Annotated in this window: 16 protein-coding genes; 9 read left to right on the forward strand and 7 right to left on the reverse strand. The window is 72.2% G+C overall.

Annotated features, from left to right (window positions below; translation table 11 throughout):
- Window positions 1-335: 335 nt before the first annotated feature.
- The 5 genes from ACFYR0_RS09615 to ACFYR0_RS09635 all read left to right on the forward strand — a co-directional run bounded on the left by ACFYR0_RS09615 (window position 336) and on the right by ACFYR0_RS09635 (window position 3,922).
- Window positions 336-515, forward strand: a complete 180-nt coding sequence (locus ACFYR0_RS09615; protein WP_386385128.1) for a hypothetical protein — start codon at window positions 336-338, stop codon at window positions 513-515.
- Window positions 512-805 (forward strand): Dabb family protein, encoded by a 294-nt coding sequence (locus ACFYR0_RS09620; protein ID WP_389323961.1) that lies wholly within the window; start codon window positions 512-514, stop codon window positions 803-805. Before ACFYR0_RS09615 ends, ACFYR0_RS09620 begins: the two co-directional genes overlap by 4 nt.
- A 130-nt stretch (window positions 806-935) precedes the next feature.
- Window positions 936-1,799 (forward strand): RNA polymerase sigma factor SigF, encoded by an 864-nt coding sequence (locus ACFYR0_RS09625; RefSeq protein ID WP_389323964.1) that lies wholly within the window; start codon window positions 936-938, stop codon window positions 1,797-1,799.
- Window positions 1,800-2,181: 382 nt separating this feature from the next.
- Window positions 2,182-3,093 carry an RNA polymerase sigma factor SigF gene (locus ACFYR0_RS09630; protein WP_386385134.1) on the forward strand — a complete coding sequence of 304 codons (912 nt, stop codon included), beginning with the start codon at window positions 2,182-2,184 and terminating at the stop codon, window positions 3,091-3,093.
- A 538-nt stretch (window positions 3,094-3,631) separates the two neighbouring features.
- On the forward strand, window positions 3,632-3,922 hold the full coding sequence (locus tag ACFYR0_RS09635) for a hypothetical protein (protein WP_389323968.1): 291 nt from the start codon (window positions 3,632-3,634) through the stop codon (window positions 3,920-3,922).
- 43 nt (window positions 3,923-3,965) lie between these two features.
- On the opposite strand, the gene ACFYR0_RS09640 is transcribed toward ACFYR0_RS09635, so the two are convergent.
- Window positions 3,966-4,160 (reverse strand): hypothetical protein, encoded by a 195-nt coding sequence (locus tag ACFYR0_RS09640; protein ID WP_386385138.1) that lies wholly within the window; start codon window positions 4,158-4,160, stop codon window positions 3,966-3,968.
- Window positions 4,161-4,556: 396 nt separating this feature from the next.
- Here ACFYR0_RS09640 and ACFYR0_RS09645 point away from each other — a divergent pair, with 396 nt between their 5' ends.
- The 3 genes from ACFYR0_RS09645 (at window position 4,557) to ACFYR0_RS09655 (ending at window position 7,312) form a co-directional block, all read left to right on the forward strand.
- The gene (locus ACFYR0_RS09645) at window positions 4,557-5,063 is read left to right on the forward strand and encodes a MarR family winged helix-turn-helix transcriptional regulator (protein WP_389323972.1); all 507 of its coding nucleotides are present in this window, start codon (window positions 4,557-4,559) and stop codon (window positions 5,061-5,063) included.
- Window positions 5,064-5,076: 13 nt separating this feature from the next.
- Window positions 5,077-6,702, forward strand: coding sequence for an MDR family MFS transporter (locus ACFYR0_RS09650; RefSeq protein WP_389323975.1), 1,626 nt, complete (start codon window positions 5,077-5,079; stop codon window positions 6,700-6,702).
- A gap of 142 nt (window positions 6,703-6,844) precedes the next feature.
- Window positions 6,845-7,312 (forward strand): PPOX class F420-dependent oxidoreductase, encoded by a 468-nt coding sequence (locus tag ACFYR0_RS09655; protein ID WP_389323978.1) that lies wholly within the window; start codon window positions 6,845-6,847, stop codon window positions 7,310-7,312.
- A gap of 153 nt (window positions 7,313-7,465) precedes the next feature.
- Here the strand turns inward: ACFYR0_RS09655 and ACFYR0_RS09660 are convergent, their stop codons facing one another.
- The 6 genes from ACFYR0_RS09660 to ACFYR0_RS09685 all read right to left on the reverse strand — a co-directional run bounded on the left by ACFYR0_RS09660 (window position 7,466) and on the right by ACFYR0_RS09685 (window position 14,784).
- On the reverse strand, window positions 7,466-9,598 hold the full coding sequence (locus tag ACFYR0_RS09660; protein WP_389323981.1) for an ArnT family glycosyltransferase: 2,133 nt from the start codon (window positions 9,596-9,598) through the stop codon (window positions 7,466-7,468).
- Window positions 9,595-10,869: a glycosyltransferase gene (locus tag ACFYR0_RS09665; RefSeq protein WP_389323984.1), complete on the reverse strand. Its 1,275-nt coding sequence runs from the start codon at window positions 10,867-10,869 to the stop codon at window positions 9,595-9,597. The genes ACFYR0_RS09660 and ACFYR0_RS09665 overlap by 4 nt, the downstream gene beginning before the upstream one ends.
- Window positions 10,812-12,524 carry an ATP-binding protein gene (locus tag ACFYR0_RS09670; protein WP_389323987.1) on the reverse strand — a complete coding sequence of 571 codons (1,713 nt, stop codon included), beginning with the start codon at window positions 12,522-12,524 and terminating at the stop codon, window positions 10,812-10,814. Before ACFYR0_RS09670 ends, ACFYR0_RS09665 begins: the two co-directional genes overlap by 58 nt.
- On the reverse strand, window positions 12,521-13,261 hold the full coding sequence (locus tag ACFYR0_RS09675; protein ID WP_389323990.1) for a response regulator transcription factor: 741 nt from the start codon (window positions 13,259-13,261) through the stop codon (window positions 12,521-12,523). The genes ACFYR0_RS09670 and ACFYR0_RS09675 overlap by 4 nt, the downstream gene beginning before the upstream one ends.
- 78 nt (window positions 13,262-13,339) lie before the next feature.
- Entirely contained in the window at window positions 13,340-13,804 is a 465-nt protein-coding gene (locus ACFYR0_RS09680) for an antibiotic biosynthesis monooxygenase family protein (protein WP_389323993.1), read from the reverse strand.
- A 107-nt stretch (window positions 13,805-13,911) separates the two neighbouring features.
- On the reverse strand, window positions 13,912-14,784 hold the full coding sequence (locus ACFYR0_RS09685; protein WP_389323996.1) for a DUF2797 domain-containing protein: 873 nt from the start codon (window positions 14,782-14,784) through the stop codon (window positions 13,912-13,914).
- 109 nt (window positions 14,785-14,893) lie between these two features.
- Here ACFYR0_RS09685 and ACFYR0_RS09690 point away from each other — a divergent pair, with 109 nt between their 5' ends.
- The gene (locus ACFYR0_RS09690) at window positions 14,894-15,304 is read left to right on the forward strand and encodes a hypothetical protein (RefSeq protein WP_389323999.1); all 411 of its coding nucleotides are present in this window, start codon (window positions 14,894-14,896) and stop codon (window positions 15,302-15,304) included.
- Window positions 15,305-15,315: the final 11 nt, after the last annotated feature.

A 15,315-nucleotide genomic window follows, 5' to 3' on the forward strand; every position in this document is an offset into this window, starting at 1 on the left:
ACGGTGCGCGCGAGGCCCGGGAGACCCGCCACGAGGACGGGGGAGGCGGTCCCGGGGGAGACCGCCCCCTCCGGCGGAGGCCGGCCCTCGAGCGCACGCCGGTCGACGGGGGAATGTCCCGGCGCGCACCCCGCAGTGAGGGCCTTCCCGCACCCCGCCGGGCCGTTGCCGGTCCTCCGGGGCACAGCCCCATACTGTGCCCCGCGCCGGGCTCCGGGCGGGTGACGAAAGGCCCTGGGCCATGGGCCGTTGGTCCTTAAATAGGGCGTGAAGTTACACTCACCGCCGGCGAACAGGGGTTCGTGGGCCAGTGGCAGGCGACAGGGGAGGCCGCGGTGGCGGTGAATGCGAAGAAGATCGCCGTCTATGTACTCGTGGTCTTCGTCCTGTATCTGATCATCACGGACCCGGCCAAGGCGGCCGACTACGTGCAGATAGGGTTCGAGGGCATATCGGAGGCCGCCAAGGCCATCGGCGACTTCATGACCTGGGTCGCCAACGGAGGTGACTCATGATCCGCCACCTGGTGCTGTTCAAGCTGAACGAGGGCGTCGACCGCGACGACCCCCGCGTGGCCGAGGGCGAGAAGGCCTTCCGCGCGCTGGAGGGCGAGATCGCCGAGATCCGCCACTGGGAGCTCGGCTGGAACCTCAGCGACCGCCCGATCGCCCACGACTTCGCGATCAACTCCGCCTTCGAGGACGCCGAGGCGCTCGGCCGGTACGTCGAGCACCCCGCGCACCAGGCGGGCGTGGCCCTGTGGCGGGAGTTCGCCACGTGGGTGATCGCCGACTACGAGTTCTGACCTCAGCCACTCCGGCCCCGCACCGTGACGGTGTGGGGCCGTTGTGCTTCTTATGCCCAAACTCACCCCCAACACGGAGTTTTGCGGTGCTTGCACACAGTGGGCATGTCTTGTGATGCTATGACCGCTTTTGACGGATGGGTTGACCGAAGAAGAGGTGGCGTTGACCGTGTCGGCCAGTACTGCGCCACCCCAGGAAGAGGCTCCCGCTCCGGCCACTCCGCAGCGCAGCCGGGGCGCGGACACCAGGGCGCTGACGCAGGTGCTCTTCGCCCAGCTCAAGGACCTCCAGCCGGGCACGCCGGAGCACGACCGGGTGCGCGGGGCGCTCATCGAGGCCAACCTCCCGCTCGTGCGCTACGCCGCCGCCCGCTTCCGCTCCCGCAACGAGCCGATGGAGGACGTGGTCCAGGTCGGCACCATCGGCCTCATCAACGCCATCGACCGCTTCGACCCCGAGCGGGGCGTGCAGTTCCCGACCTTCGCGATGCCGACCGTCGTCGGCGAGATCAAGCGCTACTTCCGCGACAACGTCCGCACCGTCCACGTGCCGCGCCGGCTGCACGAGCTGTGGGTGCAGGTCAACAGCGCGACGGAGGACCTGACGACGGCCTTCGGGCGCACCCCGACCACCGCCGAGATCGCCGGGCGGCTGCGCATCACCGAGGACGAGGTGCTGTCCTGCATCGAGGCCGGCCGCTCCTACCACGCGACCTCCCTCGAAGCCGCCCAGGAGGGCGACGGCCTGCCGGGACTGCTGGACCGGCTCGGCTACGAGGACCCCGCCCTGGACGGTGTCGAGCACCGCGACATGGTGCGCCATCTGCTGGTGCAGCTCCCCGAGCGGGAGCAGCGCATCCTGCTGCTGCGCTACTACAGCAACCTCACGCAGTCCCAGATCAGCGCCGAGCTCGGCGTCTCCCAGATGCACGTCTCCCGGCTGCTGGCGCGCAGCTTCCAGCGTCTGCGGATGGCCAACCGCATCGAGGCGTAGGCCTTCCGGCCCTCGCACGGACCGCCCCATGCCGCGCCGGGCTGCCCGTGTCGTACGGGGCCGCCCGTCCCGCTCCGGTTCTCGCGGTCCTCTGGAGCGTACGGCTCGCGCGCCTAGAACGTCCGGACGATCTTTCACCTGAGCGAGCGAATCGCCCACCAGCGCGGTTGTTTCAAAAATCACGCTGAAGAACCGTCACACCGCCTGCACGCAGGGCTGATTCGCGTCTTGGATGTCGACATGTCTCTACAGCGTGTTGCCGACATGTGACATTCTTCCTGAAGCGCGTTTGCCGTGGCTCCGGCTCCGGTATTCAGGTGAAGGCTGAGCTCCTCGACGCGAGGAGCACGGCCGCGACCGTCCGCGACCCAAAGGGGGTGGCATGTCCGCAGATCAGGGCAGCTCGAAGGTGCTCACGCTCACGAAGAGCGAGTCCGCGCCCGACGCCGCGTTCGACGATGCCGCGGCCCTGGTGGCCGCGCCGGCCCAGGACCTCCAGGCCGCCGCGGTCCCCGCACCGCCGGCCTCGGGGGACATCGACACCCGCACCCTCTCCCGCTCCCTCTTCCTGCGGCTCGCCGCCCTCGACGAGGACAGCCCCGAACGCGCCTACGTCCGGGACACCTTGATCGAGCTGAACCTCCCGCTCGTGCGCTACGCCGCCGCGCGCTTCCGCTCGCGCAACGAGCCGATGGAGGACATCGTCCAGGTCGGCACCATCGGGCTGATCAAGGCGATCGACCGGTTCGACTGCGAACGGGGCGTGGAGTTCCCGACGTTCGCGATGCCGACGGTCGTGGGTGAGATCAAGCGCTTCTTCCGCGACACCTCCTGGTCGGTCCGCGTCCCGCGCCGCCTCCAGGAGCTGCGCCTGGCCCTCACCAAGGCCAGCGACGAGCTGTCCCAGAAGCTGGACCGCTCGCCCACGGTCGCCGAACTCGCCGCCGTACTGGGCGTGTCGGAGGAGGACGTCGTCGACGGCCTCGCGGTCGGCAACGCGTACACCGCCTCCTCCCTGGACTCCCCGGCCCCCGAGGACGACGGCGGCGAGGGCTCGCTGGCCGACCGTCTCGGCTACGAGGACACGGCCCTGGAGGGTGTGGAGTACCGCGAGTCGCTCAAGCCGCTGCTGGCCAAGCTGCCGCCCCGCGAGCGGCGGATCATCATGCTGCGCTTCTTCGCCAACATGACCCAGTCCCAGATCGGCGAGGAGGTCGGCATCTCCCAGATGCACGTCTCCCGGCTGCTGACGCGCACGCTGGCCCAGCTGCGCGAGGGGCTCATCTCGGACTGAGCCCGGCGGGAGTACCGCACGAGGCTTCCTGCCCGACGGAGCGTCAGCAATCATGGCGCGATGCTTCGAGCGACCTGCGCCCCTGCGACAACCGGCCGTCGACGCGCCCTGCCGGGCGCCTCGGCGGCCGTCGTCTGCGCGGGCGCGCCGGCGCTGGCCGGGTGCGGCGGGAGCGGCGGCGATGGCGGTGGCTTATACGGCCGTGGGGACGCCGGTCCCTCGGACGGCTACGGCGCCTGCCGGGGTCGGGGACGGTGATCGGCCGGCCGGCGCGGGGCCGGGTGCCGCCGTTCCTGGCGCCGGAGGTCGGGAGAACTCGGCCGTTCGTGAGGGGAGTTCAGGGGCGGCCGCCTCCGGGGCCGCCGCGTCCGTCGGTCCGGCTGTGCCGTCGCGTGGGGGTTCGCCGGGTGGTGAGGCGGGGTCCGGGACTTCCCGGTCGTCCGGGGCGCCGGACCCTACCGGGCCGTCCAGCGCATCCGGGCCGGTCACGCCCGAGCCCTCCGCGCCCGGCACTCCGGCCGGGCCCGCCGTTCTGAGCGTGGGCGAGCCCGAGCGGGAGGCGGCGGCCGAACGCTGGTGCGAGAAGGTGACGCTGGAGTTGCGCAACGCCGTGGGCAGCACGGTGTGTTCGGGCGCGGTGACCTTCGGTGCGCACATCATCGGCGCGCTCGGCGTCGACTGGGGCACGGTCGAGTCGGCCGAGGCTCTGCCGGTGCCGATCGCGCCCGGGGCGCGCGAGGCGCGCCCCTGGATGGTGTGCGTCGACGCGTGGCGGGTGCCGCTGGGCATGCATGTCGAGACGCGGGACGTCTCGGTGGAGTGGAGCTGACCGCTGCCGTAGGCGGTGGCGGTGGGTGGAGGGCGCCGGGCGGTTACTTCAGCGCGAGCCAGGCGACCGCGGCGACGACCGCGATGGCGACCACGACGCCGAGGATGAGGCCGACGCGCGGGCCGGAGGATGCCTGCTGCCGGGCTCCGCCCTGGGGGGCCTCGTCGACGAACGCGCGGAACATCTGGGTGCTGCCTGCGGGGTCGTGGTTGCCCTGCGGGTTCTGGGTGTTGGCCATGGGGCGGGAGCCTAGCGGAGCGCTGCGCTGGGCCCAAGCGGGGGGTTGGGGGGCTTGGGTTTGGTTTTGGGTGCGGGGTTGTGGGGGGCTGGTCGCGCAGTTCCCCGCGCCCCTACAGGGCGGTTCGCCGACGGGCGGTATGAGGGCGGGCGGGGTGGGCTCCGGTTCGGTTCCGGGTGCGGGCTTGTGGGGCTGGGCGCGCCCGCGCGGCGGAGCCTCATGTCGACACAGCCCCGCGCCCCTTGAGGGCGGCTTGCCGACGGGCGGGGGAAGAAGTGGGGTTTTGCGGGTGGGTTACCTCGCTTTGCTTTGATTTTGCGGTCTCGTGGGGGATTCGCTTGCCTGTGGCAACCATCTTTCCTTTATGGTTGCTCTAAGCAACAAAACGGAGGGGTCGTGGCCGAGCAGGGGCTGTACGAGGAACTGGCCCGCCAGCTCAGTGCCATCGGGGCCGTGAAGCGGGGGCTCGCGCGGATCATGCCCGCGGAGTGTCCGTCCGGCTCGGCCGCGGTGCTGACGCTGCTGGACCGGCACGGGGACATGCGGATGAGCCGGCTCGCGGAGCTGCTGTCCGTGGACATGTCCGTGACCAGCAGGCATGTGGCCCATGTGGCCGCGCGCGGCTGGATCGAGCGCTCCCCCGACCCGGCGGACAAGCGCTCACGCATCCTGCGGCTGAGCGCGGCGGGCCGCGAGCAGCTCGACGAGCTGTCCCGGCGGGCCTCGCGACTGCTGGCCACCCGGCTCGACGACTGGACCGACGACGAGGTCGGCCAGCTCATCCGGCTGATGACCCGGCTGCGCGACAGCTTCGGCGACTGCCGGGTCCGTGTGTCCGAGGGCGCCGAGTCCGTCCGCCCCGGCCCTTTCCAGACCACCCGTACACCCGCGGAAGCAAGCTAAGAGAAGGAAGCCCATGGCAACGACCACACCAGCCGGTGTGCGGGCCCACGCCAAGCACGGGGGAGGCACCTCCGACGGCGCCGCGATGTCCCACCGCCAGATCATGGAGGCGCTCTCCGGGCTGCTGCTCGGCATGTTCGCCGCCATCCTGTCCTCGACCATCGTCTCCAACGCCCTGCCGGAGATCATCAAGGACCTCGGCGGCGGCCAGAGCGCCTACACCTGGGTCGTCACCGCGGCCCTGCTGTCGATGACCGCCTCGACCCCGCTGTGGGGCAAGCTGGCCGATCTGGTCAGCAAGAAGGCGCTGGTCCAGATAGCGCTGGTCATCTACATCCTCGGCTCGGTCGTCGCGGGCCTCGCGCAGAACCCCGGCATGCTGATCGGCGCCCGGGTGATCCAGGGCCTGGGCGCGGGCGGTCTGACCGCGCTGGCGCAGATCATCATGGCCGCGATGATCTCGCCGCGGGAGCGCGGACGTTACTCCGGCTACCTCGGCGCGACCTTCGCCGTCGCCACGGTCGGCGGCCCGCTCGTCGGCGGTGTCATCACCGACACCGAGTGGCTCGGCTGGCGCTGGTGCCTCTACGTGGGGGTGCCGTTCGCGCTGATCGCGCTGGTCGTGCTCCAGAAGACCCTGCACCTGCCGGAGACCCGGCGGAAGGTCAAGGTCGACTGGGCCGGCGCCTTCTTCATCACCGCCGCCGTCAGCCTGCTGCTCATCTGGGTCACCTTCGCGGACGACAAGTACGCCTGGCTGTCCTGGCAGACGTACGCGATGGTCGGCGGCGCGGTCGCGCTCGCCCTGGTGTTCCTGCTGATCGAGACCCGGGCCGCCGAGCCGATCATCCCGCTGCACCTGTTCCGCAACCGCACCATCACGCTGGCCTCGATCGCCTCGCTGTTCGTCGGCATCGCGATGTTCGCGGGCACGGTGTTCTTCAGCCAGTACTTCCAGCTGGCCCGGGACAAGTCCCCGACCATGTCGGGCGTCATGACGATCCCGATGATCGCGGGCCTGTTCGTCTCCTCCACGGTCTCCGGGCAGATCATCACCAGGACCGGCCGCTGGAAGGCGTGGCTGGTCAGCGGCGGAGTGCTGCTGACGGCGGGCCTCGGCCTGCTCGGCACCATGCGCTACGACACCGACTACTGGAAGATCGCCGCGTTCATGGCGGTCCTGGGCCTCGGCGTCGGCATGATGATGCAGAACCTGGTCCTCTCCACGCAGAACCAGGTCGCCCCGCACGAACTCGGCGCCGCCAGCTCGGTCGTCACCTTCTTCCGCTCCCTGGGCGGCGCGGTCGGCGTCTCCGCGCTCGGCTCGGTGATGACCACCCGGATCACGCACTACGCCCAGGACAGCATCGGGCAGCTGAGCCCCGAGCAGCAGGCGGCCGCCGCCGAGGCGGCGGGCTCCGGGCAGATCCCCGACATGGACCTGCTTCCCACGCCCGTCCGCGACTGGCTGGAGAGCGCCTACGGCCACGGCATCGCCGACGTCTTCCTCTACGTCACCCCGGTCGCCCTCCTCGCCTTCCTGGTGACCCTGTTCATCAGGGAGGTGCCGCTGCGCACCAGCGGGGCCCTGGCCCAGGCGGCCGCGGAGTCCGCCCCGGCGCCGGGTCGTACGTCCTGACGCCGCCGCCGACGGCTTCCGGCCCCGGGCCGGTCCCGCTTCCGCGGTTCCGGTCCGGGGCCGTACGTACGACTTCCTGGCGGGTCCCCGGCTCACGGCCGTGCGGGCCGTCGTGCCGCCCCTAGAGCCCTAGGCTGACGGCATGGCACCGAACATCGCGACCAACACCCGTGTCTCCCTGGACGAGTTGCTGGACTTCGTCCGGCCCCGGCACCGCGCGATCCTGCTCACCCGGCGCGCCGACGGCAGCCCCCAGGGCTCTCCCCTGACCTGCGGTGTCGACGACTCGGGCCGGATCGTGGTCTCCACGTACCCGGAGCGCGCCAAGACCCGCAACGCCCAGCGCGACGAGCGGGTCAGCGTCATCGTGCTGAGCGACGAGTGGAACGGGCCCTGGGTCCAGGTGGACGGCACCGCCGAGGTGATCGACACCCCGGACTCCGTCGAGCCGCTCGTGGAGTACTACCGCAACATCGCCGGGGAGCACCCGGACTGGGACGAGTACCGCGCGGCCATGGTGAAGCAGGGCAAGTCGATCATCCGGATCACGCCCGAGCGCTGGGGCCCGGTGGCCACCGGCGGCTTCCCGGCACGCCTGGTGGCGGAGTAGGCGTACGGCGGCGGCCGACGCGCGGGGGAACCGGGGCGTACGGCGGTCCGGGGCGGGGCGGTCGCGAGGACGGGCGGCCCTTCTCGGCCGCGGTCGCCGGACATGGCGGCACCCCGTGAAGACCCGCTCCACGGGGTGCGACCCGGCCGCGCGTCAGCTGTCACCCGCCTCCTGCGTGAGGTCGTAGAAGGTGGCCGAACCGGCCGTGACCTCCTTGAAGTTGGCCCGCACCCATGCGCTGATCCGGGAGGACGCGCTGGACTCGCCGTCACCGCCGGGGCCGGCGACGCCACCCGCTCCGCCGCCCGAGACGAAGTAGTGGATCTTCCCTTCCGCCACGTACTCCTTGAACTCGGCCAGGGTCGGGGACGGGTCGGTGCCGTTGAAGCCGCCGATCGCCATCACGGGTTCGCCGGTGGCGAGCTGGTAGCCGGCGGCGTTCTGGGCGCCGATGGCCGCGGCGGGCCAGGTGTACCGGTCGGCGTCGGTCTCCAGCAGCTTCCTGGCCTCGTCGTCGACCTCGGCGCCGTTGAGGAGGCCGCCCATGGGGCCGCCCTCGCCGCCCGTGCCGCCGGGGGTGGTGGGCAGGGCCTGACCGTTCTGACCGTTCCCGTTCTGGCCCTGGCCGTTCTGGCCGCCCGGGAAGCCGCCGCCGAAGCCGCCTGTCGGGGGCATACCCATCGGGCCGCCCTGCGGGCCTCCCTGACCACCCTGCTGGTTCCGGCCTCCCTGGCCGGGGAAGGCTCCGCCGCCGGGCGTCCCGCCGCCGAAACCGCCCCGGCCGCCCGAGACGGCCGGACCGGCCGTGACGATCGAGCCCGAGTGGCCCTCGCCCAGCGTGGTCAGCGTGTACGCCGTCGGCCCGGCGAGCGCGGCGACCAGCCCGAGGCCCAGCACGGCCCGGGTGAGCCCTGCACCGAGGCGGGTGACGAAGAGCAGGCCCAGCGCGGCCGTCAGACCGCCGACCAGGACCACCCACTTCACCCACGGGTGGTAGTCGGCGGACCGGTTGAGCAGGACGTACCCCCAGGCCGCGGTCGCCGTCATCGCGCCCGCCAGGGTCAGCGAGGCCCAGGCCCGGCCGCGTTCCTCCCAGAGCACGACCGCGCCCATGCCGATCAGCGGCGCGACGTAGGGGGCGAGGGCGACCGTGTAGTACTCGTGGAAGATGCCCTGCATATAGCTGAAGACCACCATGGTGATCAGCAGGGAGCCGCCCCACAGGACGAACGCGGCGCGGGCGGTGTCGGTGCGCGGGGCCTTCCTGGTCAGCCAGAGCGCGGCGACGAGCAGGATCAGCGCGGCCGGGATCAGCCAGGAGATCTGGCCGCCGATGCTCGCGCCGAACATCCGGTCCCAGCCGGTCTCGCCCCAGCCGCCTCCGCCCCGGCCGCCGACGCTGCCGGTCTCCTCGCCGTTGATCCGGCCGAGGCCGTTGTAGCCGAAGGTCAGCTCCAGGAAGCTGTTGTTCTGCGAGCCGCCGATGTACGGCCGGGACGAGGCCGGCCACAGTTCGACGATCGCCACCCACCAGCCGCCCGCCACGACCGTCGCGAGGCCGGCCAGCAGCACCTGGCCGATCCGCCTCCTCAGCGGCGCCGGGGCGAGCACCGCGTACGCGGCGGCCAGCACCGGCAGGATCAGGAACGCCTGGAGCGTCTTCACCAGGAAGGCCAGGCCGATCGCCACGCCCGCCCACAGCAGCCACCCGGTCCGCGCCTTCTCCAGCGCGCGCAGCGTGCAGTACACGGCGACGGCCATCAGCAGAGCCAGGGCCGCGTCGGGGTTGTTGAAGCGGAACATCAGCGCGGCGACCGGCGTCAGCGCGAACACCGCGACGGTGATCAGTCCGGCCGCGGCGGTGAAGCGGCGGCGGACGGCGGCGTAGAGCACGCCGGCGGTCGCCACGGCCATCAGGACCTGCGGGAACAGGATCGCGAAGGAGTTCAGGCCGAAGATCCGCACCGACAGCGCCATCGGCCACAGCGAGGCCGGGGGCTTGTCGACGGTGATGGCGTCGGCGGCGTCCAGCGACCCGAAGAAGAACGCCTTCCAGGACTGGCTGCCGGCCTGTACGGCGGCGGAGTAGAAGGAGTTGGCGTAGCCGGAGGCCGTCAGGTTCCAGGTGTAGAGCGCCCCGACGACGAGGAGCGCGCCGAGGAAGGCCGGGCGGACCCAGTTCGGGTCCTCGGGGCGGCCGCGCCACAGTCGTCGCGGAAGAGGCGGCTTCGCCGCCGACGCGTCGGGCGGGGCCCACGCGGGGACATGGTCCGGCTGGGCAGTCATCGGGTTTCCCCCTGGTGGTCGTCGGTGGAGTACGGGCGGTCGGGGAACACCCACGCCCGGAAGAGCAGGAAGCGCAGCACGGTGGCCGCGAGGTTGGCGGCGATGAGGACCGCGAGTTCGGTGGAGTGCGCGGGGTCGCCGCCGGCCGCGTTCAGGGCCGCGAGGGACCCGCTGGTCAGGGCGAGCCCGATGCCGAACACCACCAGGCCCTGCGCCTGGTGCCGGACGGCCCCGCCGCGGCCGCGCACGCCGAAGGTGAGGCGCCGGTTGGCGGCCGTGTTGGCGACGGCGGACAGCAGCAGCGCGAGGGCGTTGGCGAGCTGGGAGCCGGTGAAGGCACGGAAGCCGGTGTAGAGGAGGAGATACAGGAGCGTGGACAGGCCGCCGACCACGCAGAAGCCGAGCAGTTGCCGGGCCAGGCCGCGCGGGACGCCGGGCAGTTCGCGGTCGCGGGGGTCGTCGCCGAAGGGACGGGTGAGCCGGTCCAGGGGCAGGGACCCGGTGGCGAGGGCCTTGCCGACGCGCAGGACGCCCTTGAGGTCGTCGGTGGCGGTCCTCACGATGTGGACCGTGGAGTCGGGGTCGTCGACCCAGTCGACCGGGACCTCGTGGATGCGCAGGCCCGCCCGCTCGGCGAGCACCAGCAGCTCGGTGTCGAAGAACCAGCCGGTGTCCTCCACCAGCGGCAGCAGCACCCGGGCGACGTCCCGGCGGATCGCCTTGAACCCGCACTGGGCGTCGGAGAAGCGGGCCTGGAGCGAGCCGCGCAGGATGAGGTTGTAGGAGCGGCTGATGAACTCCCGCTTGGCCCCGCGCACCACACGCGAGCTGCGGCTGAGCCGGGAGCCGATGGCCAGGTCGGAGTGGCCGGAGATGAGCGGCGCGACCAGCGGCAGCAGCGCGTTGAGGTCGGTGGACAGGTCCACGTCCATATAGGCGAGGACCGGTGCCTCGGACGCAGACCAGACGGCCCGCAGCGCCCGGCCGCGGCCCTTCTGCTCCAGACGCACCGAGCGCACCTCGGGAATCCGGTCCGCCAGCAGGCCCGCGACCTGCGGGGTGCTGTCGGTGGAGGCGTTGTCCGCGACGGTGATCCGGAAGGGGTAGGGGAAGGTGCGCCCGAGATGCTCGTACAGCCGCAGCACGCAGGGCCGGAGGTCCTTCTCCTCGTTGTGGACGGGTATCACTACGTCCAGGACCGGCGTGCCGGCGGTCACGGCCGGGAGGTGCTCCCGCGCCGGCAGGGTGCCGGGAGAAGAGTCGGTTCGCATGACGACGACATTCGTCGGACGCCCTGTTCCACCCATGTGCTGACGCTGTGCCCGGCCTGTGAGTCTCCTTGAGAATCCATTTCGGCGCGCATTCCGGCCTGTGGTGTCGCGGGCAGACGGACCGTGAACACGGTCCGTCCGGGCACGCTGTCCACGGTCACCTCGCCGCCGTGCGCACTCACCACCGCCCGCACGATGGCGAGGCCGAGGCCGGTCGACCCGGAGGCGCGCGAGCGGGAGGAGTCGCCGCGCGCGAACCGTTCGAAGACGTGCGGCAGCAGCGCGGGCGGGATGCCCGGCCCGTCGTCCCGCACGTCCACGCACAGCCACGCACCGGCGCGCCGGACGGCCGCGGTGACGGTCGTGCCGGACGGGGTGTGGGTGCGGGCGTTGGCCAGCAGGTTGACCAGCACCTGCTGCAGGCGGGCGGCGTCGGCGGACACCAGGGCGGGCTCGTCGGGCAGTTCGAGGCGCCAGCGGTGGTCGGGGCCGGCGGCCCGGGCGTCGCTGACGGTGTCCACCACGAGCGGGACGAGGTCGGTCCGCTCGAAGGACAGCGGCCGGCCCGCGTCCAGCCGGGCGAGCAGCAGCAGGTCCTCGACCAGCAGGGTCATCCGGCCCGCCTCGGACTCGATGCGGCCGAGGGCGTGCCGGGTGTCGGGGCCGACCTGCTCACGGCCGCGCCGGGTGAGTTCGGCGTAGCCGCGGATGGAGGCGAGGGGGGTTCTCAGCTCATGGCTGGCGTCGGCGACGAACCGGCGTACCCGGGTCTCGCTCTCCTGGCGGGAGTGCAGGGCGCCGTGGACGTGGTCGAGCATGCGGTTGAGGGCGGCGCCCACCCGGCCGACCTCGGTGTGCGGGTCGCACTCCGACTCGGGCACGCGCTCGTCGAGGTTCACCTCGCCCGTGTGCAGGGGGAGTTCGGAGACGCGGGTGGCGGTGGCGGCGACCCTGCGCAGGGGGCGGGTGGCCACGCCCACGATGACCGTGCCGGCGATGCCCGCGGCGACGAGCGCGGCCGCCGTGACACTGGCCTCGATGAGGATCAGTGTGCCGAGGGTGCCGCTGACCTCCTCGGTCGGCAGGGCGACGTAGTAGCCGAGGCTGCCGTCCGCGCTGTCCGCGCTGGCGCGGTACTCGACCCGGTACTGGCCGAGGCCGGGCAGGTCGACGGTGTGCTGGTCGCCGTCCTGGGCGACGGAGTCGAGCGCGGACTGCTGGGCCTCGTCGAGGTCGCCGGCCTCCATGCCGCTGATGTCGGTGCTGTCGTCCGACTTCTCGCCGATCCGGGCGTCGGTGACGAGGCCGCCCCGGACCATGGCTATGACGGTGCCGGTGGGCTGCTGGGGGCCGCGCGTGACGAAGGCGTCGAGGTCGAGGGTGGTGTCCTTGAGGTCGGAGATGCCCTGGCCGGGCTCGTGGCCCGGATCGACGCCGGGCGGTTTGCCGAAGCCGCCGGCGCGTGCCGCGGCCTCGCGGAGCTGTCCGTCGAGCTGTTCGTACAGATGGGAGCGCAGGGCGAGCGTGGTGACCGTGCCGATCACCGCGCAGACGACAGCGATCAGGGTCACGGAGGCGACGACGAGCCGCGTCCGCAGGGTGCGCGGCTGTCCTGCCCGGCGCCGCCGCGGACGCGTCCGCCGTCGTCCGGTCATGACGCGGCGGGCTTGATCAGATAGCCGGCCCCGCGCCGGGTGTGGATCATAGGCTCCCGCCCGGCGTCGATCTTGCGGCGCAGGTAGGAGATGTACAGCTCGACGACGTTGGCCTGCCCGCCGAAGTCGTACGACCAGACGCGGTCGAGTATCTGCGCCTTGCTGAGCACCCGGCGCGGGTTGCGCATCAGGAAGCGGAGCAGTTCGAACTCGGTGGCGGTGAGGTGGATGCCGTGTCCGCCCCGGGTCACCTCGTGGCTGTCCTCGTCGAGGGTGAGGTCGCCGACGACGAGCACGGAGTCGGAGCGGCGGTCGGCCGCGCCGGAGCGCCGGATGAGCCCGCGCAGCCGGGCGACGACCTCCTCCAGGGAGAACGGCTTGGTGACGTAGTCGTCCCCGCCCGCGGTGAGCCCGGCGATCCGGTCCTCGACGGCGTCCTTGGCGGTCAGGAAGAGCACCGGGACGTCCGGCAGCTCTCGCCGCAGCCGGCCGAGGACGGCCAGACCGTCCATGTCGGGCAGCATCATGTCGAGCACGACCGCGTCGGGCCGGAACGCCCGCGCCGTGCGGACGGCTCCCTGGCCGTCCCCCGCGCTTCTGATCTGCCACCCCTCGTAGCGCAGGGCCATGGACAGCAGCTCGGTGATCGACTGCTCGTCGTCCACCACCAGCACGCGGACGGGGCTCCCGTCCGGCCTCAGCAGTTCGGTGCGCCCCTGGGGCGAGGTCGTGGTCATGCTGGACACCATGTCGGTGTCCTCTGAGAGCACCCTTTCCGCCGGCTGTGAATTCCCTTAGAAACCCACAGGCGGTTCTCAGGAGTTGGACGGGAGACGCACAGGCGCCGGGGCGTCGGGGGCGTGGGGGACGGGCGCTTGGGTGGCGGACCCTTGGGTGGCGGGCGCGCTGCCCGGTGTCCGCTCGAAGGCGCGGCTGTGCTCCACCCGGGCGATGTGCAGGGTGTACCGCTCGTACCAGTTCGCCCTCCCCCGCTCCTTGGCGGCCCGGTGCTCGGCGTCCGCCCGCCAGCGCTCGATGCCGGCCAGGTCCCTGAAGTACGCGACGGTGATCCCGAGCCCGCCCTCGGTACGCGCCGCGTCCTCCCCGAGGAACCCGGGTATCTCCCGCACGAGTTGCCCCATCCGCTCGGCGGTCTCGGTGTATCCGTCGTCCCCGGGGGTCCGTACGGACGTGAAGATGACGGCGTAGTAAGGGGGTTCGTACGCGGCGACAGGGACGACGGCAGGGGTGACGACAGGAGTGACGGTGTCTTCGCTCATGAACCTCACGATGCCTGGAGGCGGCCCGGTGATCCAGGGATCTTGCCGAAAGGGATCCGTGCGGGATCCAACTCTTTACCTCGGCCGCCCGGTTGGCCGCCCACCGCTCAGAACAGCTCGTCCTGCTGATGCGGGGAGGACTTGAAATCCTTGACCGGGAGGGACAGTTCGACAGGACCCGTGACGACGCCGAGGTCCCAGCCCGTCATCAGTCTCGTGTCCAGGACTACGACGCCCCGGCCGGTCGACAGATGCAGATCGGGGCCGGCGGCGGCGGTCAGGGTGCCGCTGAGCGCGCCGCCGGGGACCAGCCGGGCGATCTCGCCGAGGGCGGGCGGGGCGTCCCGCAGGCCGAAGACCTCCAGGTGGTCGACGGGGTCGAAGGGCGCGCGGGCCAGCGACTCCGGCCACTCGGGCAGTGCCAGCGCGCGGGCGTGCAGCCGGCCGATCTCGGCGGACCGCTCGGCCCGGGTCGCCGGGAGCAGGGCGCGAACGGCACGCTTCTCGGCGTAGGGGACACGGTCCGGCACGCGCAGGGCCGCCCTCAGCAGCTCCTCCGTGCGCCGGGCGGCCATCAGCGGGCCCGAGCCGAGCCAGCTGAAGGAGACGGCCCCCTGTTCCAGCAGCCGCGCGGAGCCGCGCTCCAGGGCCGTGATCCCGACCTTCGTCATGCCGGGCCCGAACCACGCCAGATACACGTGGTACGGCCGGGGATCGTCCGCGAGCGTGTCCGCGGCGACGGAGTGCGCCCGGTCCAGCCGCGCGCACTCCTCGCACCGCGCGCCGGTACTGCGCCCCGAGACCACCGCCCCCACCGGACACACGTGCCCCCTGGCCCCGACGCACCCCCGCTCACCCCCCTCGACGACGAACGCGACCCGCTTCCCCCACTCCAGCGCACTGCGCCGCCCGCCGCCCCACACGAGCACCGGTCCGTCCGCCGACCACCGCAGCCCCGAGCACTTCCACGCCTGTCCCATCACTCGTGAGGGTAGACACCACCACTGACAACACCCCGCGCACGTACTCGGCCGCATCTGAGTACCCGCACCCTGTTCCGCCCCTCCCCCCGGGCGGCACGCTGGAGGCATGGAGAGACGACGAGCGGAACGTGCGCGGGAACTGACGGTGGGTCTCGTGCTGGCGGGGGTGGCCGTGGGGGCCTGGGCGGGGTGGCTGGGGTGGGACCAGCAGCGCGATGTGCACCCCGACGGCTCGACGACCGGCCCCTACGAGGCATGGCAGGTGATCGGCCTGGTGCTGACGCTGGTGGGCCCGCTGTGCCGGGCGGCCTGGCGGCGGCACACCGACGCGGCGGTCGCGGGCGTCCCGCTGGGCCTGGCCTTCGCCGCCTACGTCGACTGGTCGGACGACGCAAGCGGCCTCTACCTGGTCGGCGTGGTGACACTCCTGCTGGGCGGCCTGGCCGTTACGGCGGCGGTCACCGCGGTGACCGCCGGGATCGGACGGGCGACAGCACTTCGCGGGAACAGGGCCTAGGCCCTTGGGGC

Origin of the sequence: Streptomyces sp. NPDC005017 (assembly GCF_042873115.1) — a bacterium.
In the GTDB taxonomy this organism is placed as follows: domain Bacteria; phylum Actinomycetota; class Actinomycetes; order Streptomycetales; family Streptomycetaceae; genus Streptomyces.

What these genes read in the sequence shown, in the direction of transcription:
- ACFYR0_RS09675 (WP_389323990.1), bottom strand. Translation starts at nt 13,261, where the DNA reads ATGACCACGACCTCGCCCCAGGGGCGCACCGAACTGCTGAGGCCGGAC.
- ACFYR0_RS09630 (WP_386385134.1), top strand. Translation starts at nt 2,182, where the DNA reads ATGTCCGCAGATCAGGGCAGCTCGAAGGTGCTCACGCTCACGAAGAGC.
- ACFYR0_RS09620 (WP_389323961.1), top strand. Translation starts at nt 512, where the DNA reads ATGATCCGCCACCTGGTGCTGTTCAAGCTGAACGAGGGCGTCGACCGC.
- ACFYR0_RS09665 (WP_389323984.1), bottom strand. Translation starts at nt 10,869, where the DNA reads ATGCGAACCGACTCTTCTCCCGGCACCCTGCCGGCGCGGGAGCACCTC.
- ACFYR0_RS09660 (WP_389323981.1), bottom strand. Translation starts at nt 9,598, where the DNA reads ATGACTGCCCAGCCGGACCATGTCCCCGCGTGGGCCCCGCCCGACGCG.
- ACFYR0_RS09670 (WP_389323987.1), bottom strand. Translation starts at nt 12,524, where the DNA reads ATGACCGGACGACGGCGGACGCGTCCGCGGCGGCGCCGGGCAGGACAG.
- ACFYR0_RS09650 (WP_389323975.1), top strand. Translation starts at nt 5,077, where the DNA reads ATGGCAACGACCACACCAGCCGGTGTGCGGGCCCACGCCAAGCACGGG.
- ACFYR0_RS09680 (WP_389323993.1), bottom strand. Translation starts at nt 13,804, where the DNA reads ATGAGCGAAGACACCGTCACTCCTGTCGTCACCCCTGCCGTCGTCCCT.
- ACFYR0_RS09640 (WP_386385138.1), bottom strand. Translation starts at nt 4,160, where the DNA reads ATGGCCAACACCCAGAACCCGCAGGGCAACCACGACCCCGCAGGCAGC.
- ACFYR0_RS09655 (WP_389323978.1), top strand. Translation starts at nt 6,845, where the DNA reads ATGGCACCGAACATCGCGACCAACACCCGTGTCTCCCTGGACGAGTTG.
- ACFYR0_RS09685 (WP_389323996.1), bottom strand. Translation starts at nt 14,784, where the DNA reads ATGGGACAGGCGTGGAAGTGCTCGGGGCTGCGGTGGTCGGCGGACGGA.
- ACFYR0_RS09690 (WP_389323999.1), top strand. Translation starts at nt 14,894, where the DNA reads ATGGAGAGACGACGAGCGGAACGTGCGCGGGAACTGACGGTGGGTCTC.